The organism is Ktedonobacter racemifer DSM 44963 (assembly GCF_000178855.1).
GTDB classification, from domain to species: Bacteria; Chloroflexota; Ktedonobacteria; order Ktedonobacterales; family Ktedonobacteraceae; genus Ktedonobacter; species Ktedonobacter racemifer.
The window spans coordinates 885,299-906,826 of sequence record NZ_ADVG01000003.1 but is presented as its reverse complement, the minus strand read 5'-3'; the positions used below and the strand labels follow the sequence as shown (position 1 = coordinate 906,826).

Below are 21,528 nucleotides of genomic sequence, written 5' to 3'. Positions count from 1 at the left end.
TCAAGCGGATCTGTCTGTCAACAGACACTTTTTTCAAAAGAGAAGTTTTCTCTCAAAGGAGCAAGATCTATGCATTCGTTTTCACAGCATCGCCACCGCACTGCGGGCGAGGGATCGGACAAAGAGACAAAAGGACTGATTGGGAGCGGAGGCTGGCGCTACGATCTGCACGAATGGCTCACCGACATCTTCATGTTTCGGGGCAAAGTGCGGGAGCTGAGGCAAAAAACCGTCGACCTGGCCCGCATTCAACCTGGAGAGATGGTGCTGGATGTGGGCTGCGGCACGGGAACGCTAGTAGTGGAAGTGGCCCACCGCGTGGGCCGTGTAGGCCGCATTGTGGGTATTGACCCTGGACATCAGCAGATTGCCCGGGCCCGCGCGAAAGCGGCTCAACGCAACATACCCATCGAGTTCCAGATCGGGGTGATCGAGCAACTCGCCTTTCCCGATCAGACATTTGACGTGGTGTTTTCGACCTTGATGATGCACCATTTGCCTGCTCCCCTCAAACGCCAGGGACTCGCGGAAATCGCCCGGGTACTCAAACCTGGGGGGCGGCTGGTCATGGCCGATTTCACTCACAAGAAGGAACGCCAGGGCCAGCCTGCGCGCTTTCACGCCGGGGGGAGCCGCACGCATGATTTGACTGCCATCGTCTCGGAGTCCGGTTTCTCGCAGGTAGAAACGGAGGAGATGCGGCCTCCACGCTTCTCAGCTTTCCCAGGCGCAGGCTTTGTCCTGGCCCACAAAAGCTTAGACTGAGTACGTACAGGTTCTCTGCGAGCCACGCAGTGGTGAGACGTTATGCTTAGAGAAAAAGCCTCCGATTCGCGTCTATCTTATTGAAGATAAAGAAAATGTGAAATTGTTAATAGCGGTTCCACAGAAGAATAATATATAATAGCTATGTACATAGAAGTATATCGAAATAGCCTGCAGAAGCAGGCGCAAATCGCATACCCCCTACATAGCATTTATAAAGTTAACGCCAATTACCTTTATTAGGAGGTGTGGAGCGTGCTAGTAGGCGCGTACGCGCCTACTAGCACGCTCCACACCTCCTAACCAGGCGAGCGCCGCAGGCGCGAGAAGTGAGCGCATCTTCAGGAAGAAGATGTTGGTAAAAGGGGGTACCCCTGCATGGCTCCAAAGATTGTCATTGCTCATGCTGCTCAAGATGAGCCACTGGTAACGCGTATCGAAGAGAAACTTCATCAGAGTGGCTTCAACCAGGTTATTAAAGACGTCGTCAATGGCGAAAATCAGCAGGATGGCTCTCACATGGACGAGACGGAGATCATTCTGCTTGCTATGTGCCCGGAACTTCTATCCTCTTCGTATAGTCGAAGTGTGAATATGAATAGCGCTCTGGAGAGGCACAAAGAGGGCAGGGGGAAAATATTCCTTGTCCTTATGCGGCCAGTGAAGGGACTGGACCAACGCTTTGCCTCTTTGCCAGTATTGGCGGATCATGCATCTCTGCAAAAAGACCAGGAGTCCGCTTTGCAGGCGCTTATACCGGCCATGCTTGCCCATTCTACCCAGCCGTGGGATCCCACGAAGATACATGAGGATAAAGGGGGCACTTCAAACGCATCGCCGCCATTTTTCACGCGCATCCTCACCGGGGTGGATGACTTCTTGCTCGCGCATCCACGCTTCATAATTGCTCTCGCCATCTTTATCGGTTTGCTCGTGGGCATACTGCTGGAACCATCTGTAAATCCCTCGTTGCAAAGCCTGACTCAACTAGGTGATCCTCGCTGGGCGAACTGGTTGCAGATCTTAGGTGTGATGCTTCCGATCCTGATACCATCTTTTGTGGGTTTCCTCCTGACGAAGAGTAAGCGCCTCAGCTATGAGATTATCGAGGATGTTGGCCTGCTGAACAATCAGAAGGACAGGGGCGAAAACGACATTAAATTGATGGTTAATGGTCGGCAGGAGAATAAAGCGCGCGTTATGATGGTGCGCCTGAAGAATACCGGTGATGAAGATATAAAGAGGGATGACTACGAGAGCTCGATCCGCTTCCAATTCGCACCCAAATCGCTGATTCGTTGCTCAATTCATGATGTTGCGCCACCAGATAAGTTTCCGCCAGAGCAACTACGTAGCTTTATCAAGCTGGACAAGAAAAATCAAGAATTTGTCGAAATTGTTAAACTACCGCTCAAACGCAGAGAACTTGTTAACCTGAAGATTGTGACGCGCGAAAAGGCGGGCTTGAAGGTCTTTGGTAGCATGAACGATGGCAAGATCACGCCCATGAGAAACGCGCAGAGGATATCCCTGGTGCGCACATGGTTCCTGGCCCTTTTTATCTGCCTACTGCCGGGCTTGGTCATGCCTACCGTTACCTCTATCATCTATGGAACACCTCTGAGCCAGTGTGTATCCGGAACGATTAACATCGATAGCTCCACCGCGTTTAATGATACGATGAAGGGCCTGGTCAGTAGCTATCAGAGGACCTGTCTCTTTGCCCATATAAACCAGGAGAGTAAGGCGAGCCTTAATAGTTTGAGCGATCTAAAAAGTGGTGCCGTTCAGATCGCTAGCTCCGAGGTTACTCCTCAGGAGGCTGGTCCCCCCTATAGTTCTTATACTGGTCTGCAAGAGCATAGAGTTGCGGTCATCGTCTTTACTATGTTCATTAATAAAAAGGTTACTGGCATTCATTCATTGACCCAGCAGCAGATAGTAAAAATCTATAACGGCACCTACAAGAAATGGGGGGATGTAGGTGGCCAACCAGCCAATCTACCAATCGTTACCGTTGGGCGCTCCGATGAATCTGGCACTCGTCATGCCTTCATCAACTTTGTGATGAAAGGGCAGAAGATGAATGAACCGGCTCAGACCTACAGCAGCACACAGACGGTTCTGGAGCGGGTTGGCAAACAAGATGGCGCCATTGGATACGCGGACCTGGGTACGACCAACGAGAAGCAATACGCCTCTACCATAGTGACCATCGAGATCGATAACCAGGCACCCACTCTCGATCAGGTTGCATCAAACGCCTATCCCTTCTGGGCCATTGAACGTGTCTATACCAGGTCGAATCCCGATCAGCTTACCATTGCTTTTGTGAACTATATTAAGGATAACCTGCGTACGGATGGAACCTTCTTTAGCCTGGACTCCATTCAAAAAGATGTGCTTGCCACTCATCTATAAAGGGCTACATCTCATAAGGTGACAGACAGTGGAAGGCCCTGGCATGACGCCAGGGCCTTCCACTGGTTAGTTATCACCTGGCGGCTGCGTGGCTGGAGGATCTTTCAGAAAGCAGGCCGCTAGCAGAGCGATAGCGCAGAAGACCAGAACAGTTAGGAAGCCATGCTGGAGAGCGATCATGAATGTCGCAGTTGTTTGCTTGCCAGAACTGATGAGAGACTGGTTGACTACAGCGCCTATTAGAGCTACTCCCAGCGTTGAACCAATTTGACCGAGATAGCGTATGACCGCGCTGCCCACGCCTAGTTGTGTCAATGGCAACACGTTCTGGGCCGCGAGATAGAGTACGGAGAAAATTGAGCCAATGCCAAGTCCAGCCAAAACCATACAGATGATCATCTCCAGGAGATTAGTTGGAGGCGCTATGCGTGTCAGAAAAAAGACCCCACAGGCCATAATGCTTATGCCCACAAGGAGTATTGCCTGGTAACGTTTGCGTACGGCAATCAACCAGCCAGCCAGGGTGGCTCCCCGGTCTCGAAAGTGATTAATCAACGCACGGACGTGGCTCCAACTACCCGTGAACGTGTGGAGCGGGTGATGGCGGAACGAGGCTACATGCTTAATAAAGCAGCCCGCTCGCTAAGAAAAGGAAGCAGCGGGCAAATCGATTTTCTCGTCGGGCAAGAACTGAACAGTTACTATGCGTTCGAGATCTTGCGCGGGGTCGAAGAGGCCCTCCTGCCTACAGAGGTACGCATGGTGCTTGCCTCAACCCATGCCCTTAGAGAACGTGAGCAGCAGTGGCGGCAGAGACTCTCTGAAGGGGCGGTCGATGGAGCCGTTCTGGTTCTCGCTGATAAGCGGTCTCTCTACCTACAAGAACTAAGCCGTCGTGGAATTCCCTTCGTTGTCGTGGATCCCTTTGGAGAATTGGGACCAGAAGATCTTTCGGTGAGTGCGACGAACTGGTCTGGTGGAAAACTAGCGACCGAGTATTTGATATCTCTGGGCCATCGTCGTATCGCGGCCCTGATGGGTCTGCCTGACCATCCTTGCACACAAGATCGGATTGCTGGATATCGTCACGCCCTACAAGAAGCAGGCGTCCCTGTTGATCCGGCGCTGATCCGTTTTGCTGATTTTCATGCCGAGCAGGCATATCAAGAGATGATGCAGATCCTTGCGTTGCCAGAAATGCCTACAGCTATCTTTGTAGGGAGTGATGAACAGTGTCTCGGCGTGTATAGAGCATTATTTGAGCGTGGCATAGCGGTCCCAGGAGCGATGAGTGTGATTGGGTTTGACAATATGCCTTACGCGGAATGGGTGACACCTGCTTTGACGACTATCCACCAGCCCCTATTAGAAATGGGGCGTGTCGCGACCAAGCTGTTGTTGCGTTTAATAGCTGGTGAACCGGTCGAGAGCGTTCGTATTGAACTTGCCACCCCCCCTCATCAAACGCGCGTCCTGTGCTTCACCGCAGGAAAACTTCTGAAACCAATCTAGCAAGCATTCATTGATTGGAGATAAGTAGATCTGTCCCCCTCTTAATAACCTTTGCTTACCTCGGCTTTGTTCACGTATCAACCTTGCTGCATACGCTTTAGCCGGTCTTCGAGTGCTTGCATATCAGGCAGAAACCATACGTCGTTGCCACGATTCGTTTCGTAGACATAATCGTTGAATGCGCGGCTCTGAGCTGTGTATCTAGATATATCGCCCAGGATTACAAGGTGGCGCCTGTATGTGACGAATTTCTGAATGAAGTGACCTGCGAGTCGGGTCCTGAGCTGGAAGAAATCGTCTTCAAGGCGCTCTACTGGTACAATGATCCACCCCACGCCTTGCTGAAATGTCTCGCCAATTAGTTCAACGGCATCCTGTTCGCTTCGTAGTTTCGCTCCCTCTGGCGCGCAGACGAGAACCTGAACGCCGTGAATTGTCGTAAGTGTATCGGACATCGTACCTCCAATGCCTGTTTGTAGCAGCCGTTAAGTTGTAGGGTTTATGCTAGCATGAACCCTACACATTTGTCATCCATTTGCCCTGACGGTAGACGAGTTGACCCTGGGAGAAGCCAACCGACTCGTAGGCCTTGCGGGCGGCGGTGCGCTCAAGGTTTGTCTCAACGAGGCTCTTTTCTGCTCCGTGCGCCTGGAAGCGGTGCAGCATCTCCAGCAGGAGGATGCGCCCGAGGCCCAGGTGCTGATAGCGCGGATGGACGCCCAGTGGCTCGATCTGGGCGACACCGCGCTCAGGTGCTAGCCAGCCAACGCAGAAGCCCGCCAGCTCGCTACCGGGCGCGCTCACTACAATATCGATTTCGGGTCGGTACTGGGGCATCTGGAGTGTGCGCGCCCGCCACTCTGGCGTCATGGAGGTACTCTCGAAGGCCGCCCGGTGAAGCTCGGCATAGGCCGCAACCTCCTGCTCGCCCGCGAGTTGTCGCAGGGTAAAGCCCTCGGGCAGGGCCGGGACCGGCGGGAGATCTGTCAGCGGATGCTCAAGCGCGACATAGTGATCGCCCTCATCTAGCAGATAGCCACATGCCTCGACTAGCTCGCGCCGTGCCAGGTCGTCATCGCGAAACTCGACCCAGTAGGGGAGAGGCCGTCCGCGCTCCTCGTCCAGTTCACGAAAGCGCTCCTCGGCCCAGGCAAAGATATCTTGCTCAACCTGCTGTGCCGTGGGTCCCGGCAAGATAAAGAAGTCGAGCGTGGCCCAGTAATACTGCCAGGCCGCGAAGCCTAGGACCTGCCCCTGTGCGTCCTCCCAGAGAACGGTGTCACGTCCCTCTTGCATGAGAGGCGTACTCAAGCGCCAGGGCAGGTCAACCACGTGGCGAGAGGAGAGCGGCATAGCAGCGACCAGGGGGGCAGGATGCGCGGCACATCAACCATGCCGCGAAAGGGAGAGCGTGTAATAGACACGAGATTGCTCCTTATTAATAGCAAGAAATACGTACTGAACGCCATTATAACAATTTCGTGCAGTATATAATACTGCTTAGCTGGTGAAGATCAGCTATACATGCCCTATCTCGTGCCTGTCCTTTCAGTAAGAGGGGGAAGGGAAGAGGTTATTGCGGACACAAGTCCGCAATAACCTCTTCCCTTCCCCCTCTTACTCTGAGCGCCCTAGGCGCGCATCGATCCTGCTTATCAATAAATTAAGGGATTGGTTATTTATATAGCTATAAATTATTAAATAAAAGAAATTAGGGTGAAATGCAGCTGGGATTTTATTTAGATATTTTACAAACAATTAATATTCGATGAATGTTGATTTAAAACTTCTCAATTATGCTGTGTAGGGCGAACCGGCAACCACTCTTACTTCTTATGCGGAAACCAACGTCGCTCTCGCGACTAGCGCTTCCCCCATTCGGGGACAAGCGCGCTCAGGTTTCCGTATAGGCACTTACTTGTTATAGCAGTAGAAAGGTAGGGTGCATGCAAAATCGCAATGCGCGTATGCAGCAATTGAGCCAATTTGTACGCAAGCATCGTCGTATAACTGTTGTTGTAGCGCTTCTCTTAGTTCTGACTATCATTCCCTCCACTATCTTTGCCGCGGGCCATGTCTGGAATGATAATGGCGAGCCAGGAACACATGATGGGAAAACGCAGCTCATCAATAATTGGACGATTACTCCGGCTGGCAAACAGCTCCCGCTAGGGGATCTCCCGCTGAACTCGGTTCTCTCACCGGATGGGCGCTATTTACTGGTGGTGAACAGCGGCGCGGGTATTCAGTCGCTCCAGGTAATTTCGACCAAAGACAACAAAGTCATTCAAAGCGTTCCCTACTACGCCCCACATAGCGTCTTCGTGGGACTGGCTTATAGCCCCGATGGCAAGCACGTCTACGCCTCTGGCGGCGGCGAGGATGTGGTGCATACGTTTAGTGTCCTGCCTAATGGCGTGCTGTCATCCACAGGTGATGTCGTCATTGGAACACTGAGGGCTAATCCCTTCCCGACCGGCTTGAGTGTCAGCCCTGATGGGAAGACTCTGTATGTCGCGAATAACCTCGCCAATACGATCTCGGTCGTCGATACCGCGACGAAAGTGGTCACGTCGACCATTAAGATTGGCGGATATCCATATACGACCCTGGTTAGTAATGATGGCAAGACCATCTATGCCTCTAACTGGGGAGACGCGACGCTCTCAGTAATTGACGCGAGTAGCAAGACCGTCAAGGCCACGATTGGCGTTGGTCAGCATCCAACCGCGATGGTGTTCTCGCCGGATGGCGAGCGCCTGTATGTAACGGATGCTAATAGCGATGCGGTCTCTGTTGTGGATACCAACAGCTATAAAGAGGTGCGGAGAATTTCGGTCTCGCCCTACGCCAAGGCACCGTTGAGCAGCAGCCCCGAGGGCCTGGCAATCACGCCGAATGGTAAGACCCTGTATGTCGTTGACGCGGGCAACAACGAGGTCGTAGTGCTTAACCTTAAGGACGACGACAGCGCCGTGCTGGGCCGCATTCCCACTGCCTGGTATCCGACATCCGTCAATGTCAGTCGCGACAGTGGCACGCTCTATGTGACAAATGGTAAAGGTCTGGGAGCTGGCCCCAATAATAAGAAGGGCTATCCGCCCAATCCTACGCGCAAGAATGCGCCCATCATCGATGCCGTGAATGGGTATAATGATGGCTATTGCAACTGCACATTCAACAATTATTCAGGTAGTATGATTGTCGGTACGCTGTCGAGCATCGAGGTACCCAGCGAGGGTAAACTGGCGCTCTATACCCAGCAGGTGGCGCGCAACGATCACCAGAAGGACAAGTCTGTCTACGAGCGCAACCCCGGCAATCCTATTCCCCTGCCCGGCGGAACGTCGCCCATCAAACATGTAATCTATATCATCAAAGAGAATCGTACCTATGACCAGGTCTTTGGCGATGAGAAACTTGGTGATAACGATCCCAATCTAACACTATTCCCCAAAAATAATACGCCCAATTTGCACTCCCTGGTGGAGCGCTTTGGCCTGCTTGATAACTTCTACGCCGACGCCGAGGTGAGCGCCGATGGTCATAACTGGGCGAGCTCGGCGAACGCCAGCGACTACAACGAGAAGATGTGGCCGCAGGACTACTCGCCTGGTCAGGGGCGCAATCGTCCCTATGACTTTGAGGGTGGCAGCTCCATCAACCTCTCGCCCGGTGGCTACCTCTGGGATTCAGCGGCCCAGGCTAAGGTGACATATCGCGACTACGGCGAGTTCTACCAGTTCTCGAGCACGCCTCCGACACTGATTCCCGAGAGTCAGGCGTCTACCTGCGCAGGTCCCATCGCGCATTCATATACGGGTGTCACCATTCCTGCTGGTCAGGTGCTCTGTTTCCCGGCCGGGACGGTAAATGACAAGGTCACGCCCAACCTGGTTGGACATTTCGACCCCAAATTCCGTACCTTCGATAGCAACTATCGCGAGACCGACCGTGTGGCGGAGTGGCAGCGCGAGTTTAATCAGTTTGTGACTGGAAACGATCTGCCCCAGTTGGAGTTGCTGCGCCTGCCCAACGACCATACGCAGGGAACGACGCCCGGTAAGTTGACGCCCCAGGCAGCGGTAGCCGAGAACGATAACGCGGTTGGCCAGGTCATCGATATCCTGAGCCATAGCAAGTACTGGAAGGATACAGCTGTCTTTGTGACCGAGGACGACGCGCAGAACGGGCCGGACCACGTCGACGCGCATCGTACGGAGTCGCTGGTCATCAGCCCTTATACCTCGGGTTCCAGCTCCCGCGTCGATCATACGCTCTATGACACAGCGGCGATGGTGCGCACGATGGAGTTGATCCTGGGTCTGCACCCGCTCAGCCAGTATGACGCGAACGCGATGCCTATGTGGCGTCTCTTTAATAACAAACCCAACCTGGCGCCCTACGATGCGAGCCCGGAGAGCATTCCCGTCACCCAGCTCAATACGGCGACCACCTATGGCGCGCAGCAGTCCGCGAAGATGGACTTCTCGCAAGAGGATCGCATGCCCATGGATCAACTGAATCAGATCCTCTGGCACGCGATCAAAGGCGCGAACGTTCCCTATCCCACGCCCAATGGCGCCTCGCAAAGCGGCAACGACAGCGACGGCTAATCCAGAGCGAGGGAAGCTCTCTTCCCTCACAGATGTAGGCGCGTACGCCAGTAGCGAGCCCGCTACTGGCGTACGCGCCTACTTTTATCCAGCGATAGCGTAATTCTTGAAAGAAATAGCGCAGCAGGAGCAAAATGACCTCGCTGGCATAACCTTTCCGCGCTCAAGTATCCCTCTTGCAGGGCAGAGTCACCGTAAAGGTCGATCCTTTCCCAACGGTGCTGTCCACTGTGATGGTTCCCTCATGACGTTTGACGATTTCCGCCACAATGTAGAGTCCCATGCCCAGGCCGGGGATCGCTCTCTGCCTGGGACCAGTGGCCCGATAGAACCGCTCAAAAATCTTGTCGCGCTGCTCTCGTGGGATGCCCAGGCCATGATCATGCACACTGATCGTGACCGTCTCTTCGGAGGCACTCAGGTCAATCTCGACGGCCTCGGTGTCGGGAGAATACTTGATGGCATTGCTGATCAGGTTGGTGAAGACCTGTCCGAGCCTGTCTTTGTCTCCGACGAGTAAGTGCGGTGCCGCACCGCGCACCACAATGGTATGCGTCGTACTGAGCTGCTGCATCGTGTCGGCCACCTCATGAAGCAACGCATCAAGATCGACCGTCTCCTGCCGATACTCCAGTCTGCCCGCCTGGATCTTGGAGACATCCAGTAACTCTCCGATCAGGCGTTCCAGTTGCTTGACGGGCCCCTCCACCCGGGAAAGCGCTGTGGCAGCCTCGTGAAGGGACTGCCTTTCCAGCCGTTTTTGCACCAGTTGGGTTTGCATCTTTAACGCGGCGAGCGGGTTCCGCAGTTCATGGCTGGCCATACTGATAAAGGCATCTTTGCGTTGCTCCAGTTCCTTGCGCGCCGAGTTATCCAGCACAAAGGAGACCATCAGGCGTGGACGCTCCTGGAAGATGACGCCTCCCACCAACACCGGCAGGCGGCTGCCGTCTTTACACACCAGTTCGGTTTCAAGGGGCGTATGCTGCCCGCGTGCGGTTATCTCCTGGAGCGCGCGCTGGAAGAGCGGCGCCTGTTCTGGGGGAGTGGTGCTCTCCGCGCTCAGCGTTCTGCTGCGCACATCCTCCTGGGTATAGCCGGTCATGTGAAGATACGCCTCATTCGCTTCCACCAGTACATTCTCCTCTCCTTCGACAGAAACAATCCCGATAATATTGGAGTCGATGAGGGCACGGATGCGCTCCTGGCTCTGACGCAAGGCTTCCTCGATGCATTTCTGGTCCTCAATATCGGTGCAGGTGCCAAACCATTTGACGATCTGGCCGGTGTCATCGCGCACCGGCATGCCGCGGACTAAGAACCAGCGATAGAGGCCCGTCTGGCTCTCTCGGAGACGCTCTTCGTGATCATACATGGCTCCCGTGTCCAGGGCATGCTGCCAGAGCGCTCGGGTGTCTTCACGATCATCGGGATGGATGAACTGGAGATGAGCCCATTGGTCGCTTTGCATGTGCTCAAGTGTGGACCCGGTGTAGTCATGCCAGCGCTGGTTCGTGTACTCGTGCTGACCGTCGGGTCGTACTGTCCACACCAACTGTGGCACCGTTTCGGCCAGCACCCGCCAGTTTTGTTCGCTGATTTTGAGCTGCTGCTCGACCTGTTTCTGCTCGTCGATGTCGGTAGCAGTCCCAAACCACTTGAGGATCTGGCCTGCTTCATCGCGCACCGGCAAGGCGCGAGCTAAAAACCAGCGATAGAGGCCCGTTTTGCCCTCCCTGAGACGATATTCGATCTCATAGGGTTCACCCGTTTCCAGCGAGCGGTCCCGGACGGCGCGCACGTGGTCATACTCCTCGGGATGCAGGAACTGACGCCAGCCATACCCTCGTAATTGCTCTGGCGTCGCCTGGAAATAGTCCGCAAACCGTTGATTCCAGTCTTCCGTCAAGCCGTCCGGTCCTGTGCTCCACACCAACTGCGGCACCGTTTCGGCTAGCACGCGCAAGTGCTCCCGGCTTTCTTTGAGTTGCTGCTCGGCCTGTTTTCGGTCATCGATGTCGGTGCAGGTGCCAAACCACTTGACGATCTGGCGGGTGTCATCGCGCACCGGCATGGCGCGGACTAAGAACCAGCGATATCCCCCCGTTTGGCCCTCCTTGAGACGATATTCGATCTCATAGGGCTCACCTGTTTCGAGCGCGTGATGCCAGACCGTCAGGGTGTGCTGATACTCGTCAGGGGGCAAAAACTGGCTCCATTCATGGCCCAATGCGTGTTCAAGGGAGGAACCAGTATAGGTATACCACCGTTGATTCCAATACTCAACCCGGCCATCTGGCGACGTGGTCCACACCAACTGCGGCACCGTTTCGGCCAGCCCCCGCCAGTTCTCCTCACTTGTTTTGAGTTGCTGCTGCGCCCGTTTTTGCTCATCGATGTCGGTGCAGGTGCCAATATATTTGAGGATCGTGCCTTGCGCATCTTTGAACGGTACCGCTTGCATCAGGAACCAGCGATACTCTCCGGTTGTGTGCTGGCGCAGGCGCTGTTCCGTTTCATACGGTCTGCCGGTCTGAACGGCGTTCTGCCACACCTCCAGGACGCGTTGGCGGTCAGCAGGATGCGTACACTGCATCCACCCATTCCCCTGAGCCTGTTCGGTGCTCAGGCCGGTATAGTCCCGCCAGCGTTGATTATACGAGTCAACATAGCCGTCTGGTCGCCCGGTCCAGACTAATTGGGGGATGGCATCGATCAGGGCATGGATTTCTCTTTCGGCTCGCTTGCGCGCGGTGATGTCGATGCCGGCGATGACGAGGTACTCGACCTGGTGATCCGCATCCAGGTGAGGGGTGATCACGCTCTCAGAGGAAAGGACTATTCCTTCCCTCGGGCAAAGCTGAGCCTCGAAATGCGCCGTTTCTCCCGTGCTGGCTCGCGCGATGGCTGCGCGCAGCTGCTCTTGACTGCCAGGAGAAGAGGACCACCAGGGGGCCTCGGCCAGCGGTTTGCCAATCACCTCCTCGCGTCGGACCTGCGCGTCGTCTAAGGGGACCGCATTGATGTCCAACACGATTCCCTCGGGTGTCAGAATCCCGATCCTGGTATGCAAGCCGTCCAGGTCATCGATGCAGAGGCGCTCGCCCTGGGGAAATATCTCCTGACGCCAGATTGGTTCTCTTACCTCGTGGAACTGTAAGGTAAGCCCCCCAACGGTTGGAGCGAGATGCACGTGCAGCAAGGCCTGGGTGACGGGAGAAACATACTCCACTTCGGTCAATGCTCGGGCCTGTTTCGTTTTGCGCACGGCCTGGTAGAGCGTGGTGCTCACCAGGTAGGGGGCACAGCGCCAGAAGTTGTTCCCACGAAGTGCTTCTAGTGGTGCGCCTAGCATCGCCTGCGCGCTCGCATTGGCATACACAATCGTCGCAGCATCATCGATAAAAAAGAAGGCACCTGGTAGCGTCTCAAGCATGGTAAGGAGCGTGCCACTCGACGCGAGAGTGAGACGTTTGCTCTGTTTCGCATTGGACATATGGTGGCACCCTATCCCTTTCACGTGTCCCAATCCCTGGTGGCGAAGATGCGTACCTGCTCTGACATACAGAAGTATAATGAAATGATGTGATATCTACGAGGAACAAGCAAGCTGTACTGGACTACCGTACTACCATCTTTCCGAGGAAATTGTTCGTCCGTCGGGGTGTCATTGTGAACCTTTGGTGGTGTCCTTCTCTACAATTTGTAGGAGTCCAACGTACCAACTGCGAACGCATCAACAGTCAGGGTACTCCCTCAATCACGTTTCTACTTTGAGCCGCCCGGCTCGCGGTGAGCGGGTGTGCGTTCGGAGGGTTGTTTGGGTGGTGCTCCGGCTTTGATAGAGGGGATGGGTCGGGTTGTGGCTTCTTTGGTGGAGACCGTTATCTCCTGGCCGTGATGCCAGGTTTTCAGGGGCTCGCCATCTAGCAGGCGATAGCTAGCCTCGCCTGGCTTGATTTCGACGAGCAGGCAGCGGCCCTTGAAGCGGATGCGGAAGGCCAGGCGCTTAAGTCCCTCCGGCAGGCGAGGCGCGAAGGAGAGCGAGCCATCTTGCCAGCGCAGGCCGCCCAGGCCCGCGACGAGGGCCGTCCAGCTTCCAGCCAGTGAAGCCATGTGCAGGCCATCCTGGGTGTTATGCTCCAGGTTATACAGATCCATGAGCGCGGCCTCGCCCAGGTAATCATAGGCGAGCTGGAGATGGCCAACCTCGGCGGCGAGCACGGCCTGGGTGCTTGCTGAGAGTGAGGAATCGCGCACGGTAAGTGGCTCATAGTAGGCGAAGTTGCGTGCCTTGAGTTCGGCGGAAAAGGCACTGCTGAAGAGCTGCATGGCAAGCACGAGATCGGCCTGCTTCACGACTTGCTTACGATAGAGATGGGCATAGTGGTAGTGGAGAAAGAGAGGATACTCATCTTTTTTCGTCTGCGAGAAGTTCCATACCTCGTGTTTCGTAAAGGCCTCGTCCTGTGGCGTCACCTTGAGGCGCTTATCATATGGCAAAAACATGTTTTCAGCGGCACTAAGCCAGTTCTTGACCTCCTCATCCTTGACGCCGAGCTTATGCGCGGCCTTCGGGTGGCGTTCGACCGCCTCGGCGGCGGCGCGCAGGTTGAGCTGTGCCATGAGATTCGTATAGACATTATTGTCGGCCAGGGCGCTATACTCGTTGGGTCCGGTCACGCCATCGATGCGAAACTGGCCTTCAGCATTTTCGCAGCCAAGCGAGCGCCAGAGCCGGGCGGTCTCCACGAGCAGGGGCAGGCCGACCTCTTCCTCAAACTTGAGGTCATTGGTGGCCCCTACATAGTGCACGACTGCGTAGGCGATATCGGCGTTGATATGGAAGGCGGCGACGCTCGCAGGCCAGTAGCCAGAGCACTCTTCGCCCGCTATGGTGCGCCAGGGGAAGGTCGCACCTTTCAGGCCAAGAAGCCGTGCGCGCTCGCAGGCCTGATCCAGAATAGAGTAGCGCCAGTAGAGGGCGTCGGCTACCGCTGAGGGCTGAGTGAGCGTCAGGACTGGCAGGACGAAGATCTCGGTATCCCAGAAGGTATGCCCGTCATAGCCGGGACCGGTCAGACCCTTGGCGGGAATGGGGCGGCGCTCGCCCCTGGCCGCGGCTTGCAGGACGTGGAAGAGCGCGAAACGCACCGCCTGCTGAATCTGGGGATCGCCCTCGATCTCGACATCGGCCTTGCCCCAGAAGGTATCCAGGTAGGCGCGCTGCTCCTCCAGAAGGCCCTCCCAGCCCGTCATGCGCGCCGCCGAGAGCGCGGCAATGACCTGGTCGTGGATGGCAGGGCGTGAGCGCAGGCTCGACCAGCCGTAGGCGATGTACTTGGTGAGGCGGATCTTCTCGCCCGGTTTCACCTTGGCCGTGATGGTTAAACGCGCGATATCGGGCGAACTATCGGCATCAACGGCCATTTCCTCTGGCCCCTTAATCACATGGTCCATCGCCGTCCCGATGCGTAGGCCACTCTCCTGGGTGTGGTGTACCAGCAGCCCAAGCATCCCTTTGGCGTGGTTCTCCTCGCTTATCAGCTTCTTGGTAACCGTGCTCGCCGCGCGTGGATCGTCCTGTTTTGAGGTTATTTCTTCGTTGGCGACCAGTTCGGACTGGAGCACGATGCGCATGGGTGTGTCTATTGGCTCGACCTCGTAGTTGATCGCGGCTATAGCGCGTTGGGTAAAGGAGACCAGCCGGGTGGAGGTCACCTTGATCGTTTGCCCGGCGGGCGAGGTCCAGCATACGCTGCGGCGCAGGATGCCATTTCTTAAGTCTAATTCGCGCTCATGGCTATGGATGGTGCCATAGCGAATGTCGAATGGCTCATCCTCAACATTCAGGCGGATCAGTTTGCCATTGGTGACATTGATGATCGTCTGCCCGGACTCAGGGTTGCCGTAAGCGCTCTCTGCATAGGGGAGGGGATGCAGCTCGTAGACAGAGTTTAGATAGCTGCCGGGTAGCCCGTGAGGCTCGCCCTCGTCCAGGTTTCCGCGTAGCCCGATATGCCCATTTGAGAGCGCGAAAATAGACTCCGTCTGTGCCAGGACATCAAAATGCAGCTTTGTCTCGCGTACGCTCCACTCCTCCACTTTGAAGGCAGGATGCTGAATCATCTCCTCTTCCTCTCTTGCGCCAGAGTCCATGCAAGCATGGGCTTTAAGCCACTAGCTTTATACAAACACCCAAGTACATCACGGACGAGGAATGGAAAACGATGAGGCCTGAAGATGTGCTACTATTGCCGCCGCAAGGAGTAGACAAGGGGAAAAGACGAGAAACACTGCACCTGCCCGCAGAGCATTGAAGAGTGCGAAGGCCATTCCCCAGCCATTGCCTAGGAAAGGGATGACAAAAATGGCTATGTTGAATACAGCTGTCGCCAGGAGTGCAACGAGAAGTGCCTCTAGCGCCACTAAAAGACCACGCCAAATCGTAGGATGCCAGTACATCTGGCGCCTCCAAAACCAGATCATACAGATGGTAAGAGCACAAGGCGGAAACAATAAGAGCAATATAGTGTAAAAATCGATACGGAAATATGGCTCAAGCAGTTGCCAAATAAAGCCTTGTATTCTCCAGAATTGCTCTATTGGAGGAAAGAAGAGTGCGACCAGCAGGGTAATGCCTCCCATGATCCAGTGCCAGTATTGTGGCTTGCTAGTTTGCTTGCTCATAAAGTATAAGTTCCTTGTCTACGCTAGTTGTGCGTGGTGCCTCTTTTCCACGAGCACGGCAAATAATAAGGTTAGTGCTAAGGAGGCCATCATACTTGCTCCAATACCAAGGGAGAGCAGTACGCGATGCGTAAAGAGGAGCGCAGCCAGGACAGCCGTCATGCCTATGAAGAAGACGGCAAAAACACTACAGCATTCTAGAACTTCCACGACCGCTTTGAGTAACTCCATGATAACGCCAAATGCTATCCATGCCTCGGCCGGAACAATGCTCAGGAGTGCGCCCAGGGGTATTCCCGATAGCAAGCCAATTCCCATGCCTATCAGCGGCGTTGTGGCTCCCTGCAATTGCGCGCTCAGGCCACCAACGATAATGCCCGCTGCTGCTCCAATCGCGCTGCCAATGAGTAGACGCGTCTTTGTTTGCATCAATTTCCACCTTATACAATAGGAAGCTATTAATCTTTCACTTCTTTACGATAGCAAGCCTCCTGAGTTGCAGAAAATCCATGTTCTTCATTCTATACAAGCAAACAGATATATGGCATAATCATGTGGATGAGTTTTCATCACGCATGTCTTTATTTGTGAAGGAACAGAACATCTATGCAATGCCAGAATTGCCATAGTGAATTGCCTGAGGGAGCCAGGTTTTGCTCAGAGTGTGGAACCTCGATTGCACCCGCTCCCCAGGCGGTGCCTACGCCATCTGAGGTATTTCAAAGTTCTCCTTTCGACCAGGAGCAGGGAGCATCCCATGCGGCATCCGAGCCGACCGAGGCCTTTCAGACACCTTCATCTTATCAGGAGTATGTGGCGCCTGCTATGTACCAGGAGTATGCGGGTCTGCCTCAGAATGCCCAGGCTCCGCTTGCCGCGACGGCTTACGCGTCCATGCCGGGAACACCCGCCCCTGGTACTCCCTATGCTGGCTACCCCGCGCCGGGTTTCCCACCCAATGCCAACAATCCATATGCCACGCAGAGCGCCTACACTCCATATTTCGCCGGGGCGGCGCCAACTCAGCCTCGCCGTCGTAACAAGACTGTTCTCATCGTCACGCTGGTGACAGTGATCGCACTGGTTGTGCTTCTAGGTGGTGGCATCACTTATTTTGTCACCCAGAGCAATCAGAGAAACCAGGCCGTTCAAGCCCTTCAATGGGATGATCCCAACTCTCTTTACTCCGGGGTGCAGGCCTTATCTCCGACAACAACCTCGGCGTTAGATAGCGCAAGTGGAAGTCCCTGGAAGGAGAGCGCACCACTTTCTGATAGTCATCCCTTTGCCTGTGCGTTTAAAGATGGCTCATATCATGTAACAACAACGCAATTGAAGTACATATACACATGTATTGAGAAGACAAGTTATAGCGATTTTGCTATGCAAGTCGATGTTTCGATCCTACAGGGTGAAGGAGCTGGTTTCTCCTTCCGTCATCCAGGCACTGGCGATTACTATACCTTTCTTTACACCACACAAGGAACCTATACTGCTGAGATCTACAGTGGGGGTGAATATAAGCGTTCACTGCTATCAGGCTCTCGCTCGCAAGATCTTAAAACAGGCGTCGAGCAAACGAATACAGTCATGATCATTGCGCATAAATCGACCTTCGATATATACGCTAATGGAAAATTTGTGGATACTTTCTCTGATAGCACCTATACAGAGGGTACGCTTGGTCTGACCGCCTATGCCAAAAGCAGCCCCGCCGAGGTAAGCTTCTCCAACCTCAAAATCTGGCGTTTGTAGGGAAAAATAGTAATGTGTGTTACAAAGACATTGCCCGGTCCAGGTTCGCCTGGACCGGGCAATGTCTTTGTAACACACATTTTCTAATACGTGTGCAGGATGTGCAGCATGTAATCCTTGCGGTTTAAGGGATTGAAGTCGGCGCGCTTTCTGGTGGGGAAGGCGTCCTCTATTTGGCGAAACCCGGAGGGCCTCGTCAGAAAAATGCCTTCGCCCTCGGTAAACGAATGCAGGCTTCTTTTAAATTCCTCTGTCGTTGCCACGGGTAGCGTACCCGTCAAGAGGAAGGTTTCGCCGCGCAGGATTGGCCTCTCAACGCTTGCTTTTAGTGCCGATAACCTGAACATCGCCTGGCTGATAGCATGGACGGGGGCGCTTAACTCGAACTGGTTCAGGGGTTCATAGACCCCGGTACCCGCCTGGGAGAGTGCCTCCATCACCACAAGTGGCACCAGGTTACGGAAGTCGGCCGCCGTTGAGACAGGGCTGCTGTAGGCGGTGTGTGTCACGACCACGGCAATATCGGTGACCTCCCAGCCGTAGAGCCCTTGCTGCAAGGTCTCGTAGACTGTCTCTTCAATCGCCCGGTGAAAGGCGAGGGGGAGCGCGCCCAGCTTTACCTCTAGCCTATAGCTGATGCCGCTGCCAGGGGGCGCTGGTTCGACTCTAAAGCCAACTGTTGCATAGAAGGGATTTCCTCCTTTTCCCATCTCCTCCAAGGCCTGCCCAGTCCCGGCAGGCCTTTCGATGCAGACGACCCTTGTCTCTGAGAACTGCACGTCCAGGCCATAGTTTTCCTGAAGCATCGTTTCGACGACCTCTTTCTGTACCTCTCCAAAGAGTCGCAGGTAGATTTCGTGATGAAAGGTATCTTGTAGCACCTTGACCAGCGGATCCTCTTCCGAAAGTTCCAGCAGGGCTTGATAGAGCTGGTGACTCTGCTCCTGGTGCCTGGCTTCGATACGCGCCTCCATTTGCGGGGCCACAAAATGCAGGTCCTTGATGCTGCCGGACCACTCCCCCACGACATCGCCGATTTTGATGTCCTTCAGTCCCCAGACCTTGCAGAACTCGCCCGCCTCGACGCTAGAGGACTGAAGCGTTTTCCCTTCCCAGAAGACATGCAGCTTTTTCACCTTGTCGGTGTGGGTTTCGACCTCGCTCTCACTGGTTTTTCGGCTCACAGGCACATACTCTCTGACATGCAAGCTGCCCGAGAATACTCTCACATAGGCGATCTTCTCGCCCGATGCCTCCTTCTCAATCTTGAAAACGACCCCGGATAATGGGCCATCCGCTGATTTGGGATTTTCTGAGAAGAAGGTGGCGACGCCCGCGAGCAGTTCCGCGACGCCGATCCCGGTCATAGCTGAGCCAAAGAAGATTGGGTACAGTCTGGCATCCCGGACCTGGCTCTTTAATGCCTCTTTGACCTGCTCTTCTGCCACTTGCTCTTCGTTGACGTAAGCCTCAAGGAAGGCCTCGTCGTTGAGCGCGAGCAGCCCGATGCACTCCTCCATAAAGGCTGGATTTTTGGCGTAGCTAAAGCTATTTTCGACAATAAAGGCCTGCTTTATGCCGAGATTTTCGGGGGTATAGAGGGGAAGCACCGATTCCGCGAGCTTCTCCTTGATATGCTTGACGAGGGTATGGGACTGCGCCCCGCTTCGATCGATCTTGTTGATAAAGATGATCATGGGGATACCAAGCTTTGTGAGGAGGGACATGAGGAACTTGGTTTGCGCTTGAATCCCCTCCACGGCGGATATCACCAGAATCGCCGCATCTAGCACGCTGAAGGAACGCTCAACCTCGGCGATAAAGTCTGCGTGTCCGGGGGTATCAATCAGGTTAATTTTAAGGGTTTTATTTAGCGTTTTATCTTGTATAAAGAAGGAAACGACCGAGGCTTTAATCGTGATGCCTCGTCTCTTCTCCAGGTCTAGTGAATCGGTCTGGGTATTGCCCTGGTCAACGCGACCAATGGCGTCAATGACGTGTGTTTCAAACAGTATGCGCTCCGTCAGGCTGGTCTTTCCCGCGTCTACGTGCGCGACGATCCCAATGTTCGCTGTTGTCATTCAGTAGAATCCTCTGTATGTGCTCTTTTCTCATTTTCATCTCCTTGTTTGTTTTGTTGAATTGGCGCATGTGATTCTCCATTCTTTTGTGTTAACGCTACATAGTAGCTGTATTTAATAGCTGTACCATATATGACCAGAGGCCATTTTGTCAAGATAGTTTAGGGGTTTAAGCAGGGCTTGTGAATTATTGCTGAGAGCAGGAGACTCCAAGATCTGCTACGATAGACATTCCAAACCGATCTATCGAGAAGAAGGAGCCTCCGATGTCTTATTCTACTGCATTGTCACTGACCTTGCCTTCACTGACGAGTGATGCTCGCCACCAGTTATTGGAAAAGCAACCATTGCTGAGTTTGTACGAAGTGTTTGCCACCATCCCAGATCCCCGTTCCAAGCATGGATTGCGCTATGAATTGGCGTACGTGCTGACCTGCCTGGTAGCGGGCTTCCTCTGCAATTGTGACTCGACCCTGGCAGTTGCAGAGTGGTGTCGTGATCAACGTCTTCTGCTCATCCGACTCTTCGGACCACGTCGCTTCCTGTGCCCCAGTGATTCACTCTACCGCAAACTCCTCCCGCGCCTGGATGCCGAACAGATCGAGTGCGCCCTGGCGGACTGGATACGTCGGACTCTGCAAGCCACCCTCGATGATCCCATTGCCTTAGATGGCAAGACGGTTCGTGGGGGAAGATCGGACAAACATTCTGCTCCCCATCTGCTCTCCTTTCGCGCACATCACAGCCAGGAAACACTGCTGCAAGTTGCCGTTTCCGAGAAGACGAATGAAATCCCAGTCGCACAGGCCCTCTTGCCCTGCTTGCCTGTCGATGGACGCGTCTTCACCGCAGACGCTTTGCACACGCAGAAGGATTTCATGAGGTGCGTGGATGCCTTGGGTGGCAAAACCGTTCTCACCGTCAAAAACAATCAGCCGACCCTCTACGCAGATCTCACCGCCTATTTCGCCGATCCACATGCTTCTTTTGCGCAAGACTCCACGCTTGATCAGCATCGAGGACGGATTGAAAAGCGTTCTATCCGTGTGAGCACCGAAATGAATTCCTACCTGGCTGACTGGCCACTCATCGAGCAAGTGGCCGAACTGACACGAACCGTCACGGTTCGCAAAACGGGAAAAACCAGCCACGAAGTGGTCTATCTCATCACGCCTTTGACTGCTCTTGAGGCCAGCCCCCAGCGCTTACTTGCATTAGTACGGGGACACTGGAGTATCGAGAACTCCTCCCATTATGTCCGCGATATGACCTTTGGTGAGGATCGTTCTCGCTTGCGCTCTGGGCAGGCACCTCAGATCCTGGCAACGTTCCGCAATTTGGCGATCACCCTTATTCATCGTCAAGGGTCTTCTCAGATTGCTGCGACCAGACGCCACTTTGCTTCTCATCCTCATCTTGCTTTTCGCTTCTTGCTTCCCAGGAGCGTCGCTCAGCAATAATTCACAAGCCCTGGGGGTTTAAGCGCTCTGAGTGCTATTAACCCTAATGTTTGACATCAACCAAGGAGCACTATTTCGCTCTTTCAGTTCTAGATGAACAGGAATGCTCACTTGCGTGACAGAGGCAGATAAGTATCCTGCTACCTTTCTCATAATCGAACGTGTGTAAACACCCCCGAGCGGTCAGTTCTTCCTGCTTCATCGTCGATAGCCAGCGCACGGGAACCT

At 54.4% G+C, this 21,528-nt stretch carries 14 protein-coding genes; 6 read left to right on the top strand and 8 right to left on the bottom strand.

Annotated features, from left to right (window positions below; translation table 11 throughout):
• Positions 1-69 precede the first annotated feature (69 nt).
• Together KRAC_RS62970 and KRAC_RS32950 are read left to right on the top strand one after the other, a co-directional pair.
• Positions 70-765, top strand: coding sequence for a class I SAM-dependent methyltransferase (locus tag KRAC_RS62970; protein WP_007914829.1), 696 nt, complete (start codon positions 70-72; stop codon positions 763-765).
• A gap of 378 nt (positions 766-1,143) precedes the next feature.
• A complete protein-coding gene (locus KRAC_RS32950) occupies positions 1,144-3,186 on the top strand; it encodes a PstS family phosphate ABC transporter substrate-binding protein (protein WP_007914827.1) in 2,043 nt (680 codons plus the stop codon).
• 66 nt (positions 3,187-3,252) lie between these two features.
• On the opposite strand, the gene KRAC_RS32945 is transcribed toward KRAC_RS32950, so the two are convergent.
• Positions 3,253-3,741, bottom strand: coding sequence for an MFS transporter (locus tag KRAC_RS32945; RefSeq protein ID WP_040445487.1), 489 nt, complete (start codon positions 3,739-3,741; stop codon positions 3,253-3,255).
• 63 nt (positions 3,742-3,804) lie between these two features.
• On the opposite strand from KRAC_RS32945, the gene KRAC_RS32940 reads away from it, so the two are divergent.
• Complete coding sequence (locus tag KRAC_RS32940; protein ID WP_244422387.1) at positions 3,805-4,698, top strand: substrate-binding domain-containing protein; 894 nt, start codon at positions 3,805-3,807, stop codon at positions 4,696-4,698.
• Between the two features lie 77 nt (positions 4,699-4,775).
• On the opposite strand, the gene KRAC_RS32935 is transcribed toward KRAC_RS32940, so the two are convergent.
• Both KRAC_RS32935 and KRAC_RS32930 read right to left on the bottom strand, forming a co-directional pair.
• Positions 4,776-5,153: a DUF4180 domain-containing protein gene (locus tag KRAC_RS32935; RefSeq protein WP_007914818.1), complete on the bottom strand. Its 378-nt coding sequence runs from the start codon at positions 5,151-5,153 to the stop codon at positions 4,776-4,778.
• A 61-nt stretch (positions 5,154-5,214) separates the two neighbouring features.
• The gene (locus tag KRAC_RS32930) at positions 5,215-5,994 is read right to left on the bottom strand and encodes a GNAT family N-acetyltransferase (protein WP_244422385.1); all 780 of its coding nucleotides are present in this window, start codon (positions 5,992-5,994) and stop codon (positions 5,215-5,217) included.
• A gap of 650 nt (positions 5,995-6,644) precedes the next feature.
• Between KRAC_RS32930 and KRAC_RS32925 the strand changes: the two genes are divergently transcribed.
• The gene (locus KRAC_RS32925; protein ID WP_007914814.1) at positions 6,645-9,314 is read left to right on the top strand and encodes a bifunctional YncE family protein/alkaline phosphatase family protein; all 2,670 of its coding nucleotides are present in this window, start codon (positions 6,645-6,647) and stop codon (positions 9,312-9,314) included.
• Between the two features lie 163 nt (positions 9,315-9,477).
• Here the strand turns inward: KRAC_RS32925 and KRAC_RS32920 are convergent, their stop codons facing one another.
• The 4 genes from KRAC_RS32920 to KRAC_RS32905 form a co-directional block, all read right to left on the bottom strand.
• Complete coding sequence (locus tag KRAC_RS32920; protein ID WP_007914812.1) at positions 9,478-12,810, bottom strand: PAS domain-containing sensor histidine kinase; 3,333 nt, start codon at positions 12,808-12,810, stop codon at positions 9,478-9,480.
• 272 nt (positions 12,811-13,082) lie between these two features.
• Positions 13,083-15,443, bottom strand: coding sequence for a glycoside hydrolase family 65 protein (locus tag KRAC_RS32915; protein ID WP_007914810.1), 2,361 nt, complete (start codon positions 15,441-15,443; stop codon positions 13,083-13,085).
• Between the two features lie 78 nt (positions 15,444-15,521).
• Complete coding sequence (locus KRAC_RS32910; protein ID WP_007914808.1) at positions 15,522-16,004, bottom strand: hypothetical protein; 483 nt, start codon at positions 16,002-16,004, stop codon at positions 15,522-15,524.
• An 18-nt stretch (positions 16,005-16,022) separates the two neighbouring features.
• Positions 16,023-16,433, bottom strand: a complete 411-nt coding sequence (locus tag KRAC_RS32905; protein WP_007914806.1) for a hypothetical protein — start codon at positions 16,431-16,433, stop codon at positions 16,023-16,025.
• A 177-nt stretch (positions 16,434-16,610) separates the two neighbouring features.
• Between KRAC_RS32905 and KRAC_RS32900 the strand changes: the two genes are divergently transcribed.
• Positions 16,611-17,759, top strand: coding sequence for a zinc-ribbon domain-containing protein (locus KRAC_RS32900; protein ID WP_007914805.1), 1,149 nt, complete (start codon positions 16,611-16,613; stop codon positions 17,757-17,759).
• Positions 17,760-17,842: 83 nt separating this feature from the next.
• Here the strand turns inward: KRAC_RS32900 and KRAC_RS32895 are convergent, their stop codons facing one another.
• Positions 17,843-19,840, bottom strand: coding sequence for an elongation factor G (locus KRAC_RS32895; RefSeq protein ID WP_007914803.1), 1,998 nt, complete (start codon positions 19,838-19,840; stop codon positions 17,843-17,845).
• Between the two features lie 266 nt (positions 19,841-20,106).
• Between KRAC_RS32895 and KRAC_RS32890 the strand changes: the two genes are divergently transcribed.
• Positions 20,107-21,300 (top strand): ISAs1 family transposase, encoded by a 1,194-nt coding sequence (locus KRAC_RS32890; protein ID WP_007914802.1) that lies wholly within the window; start codon positions 20,107-20,109, stop codon positions 21,298-21,300.
• Positions 21,301-21,528 lie beyond the last annotated feature (228 nt).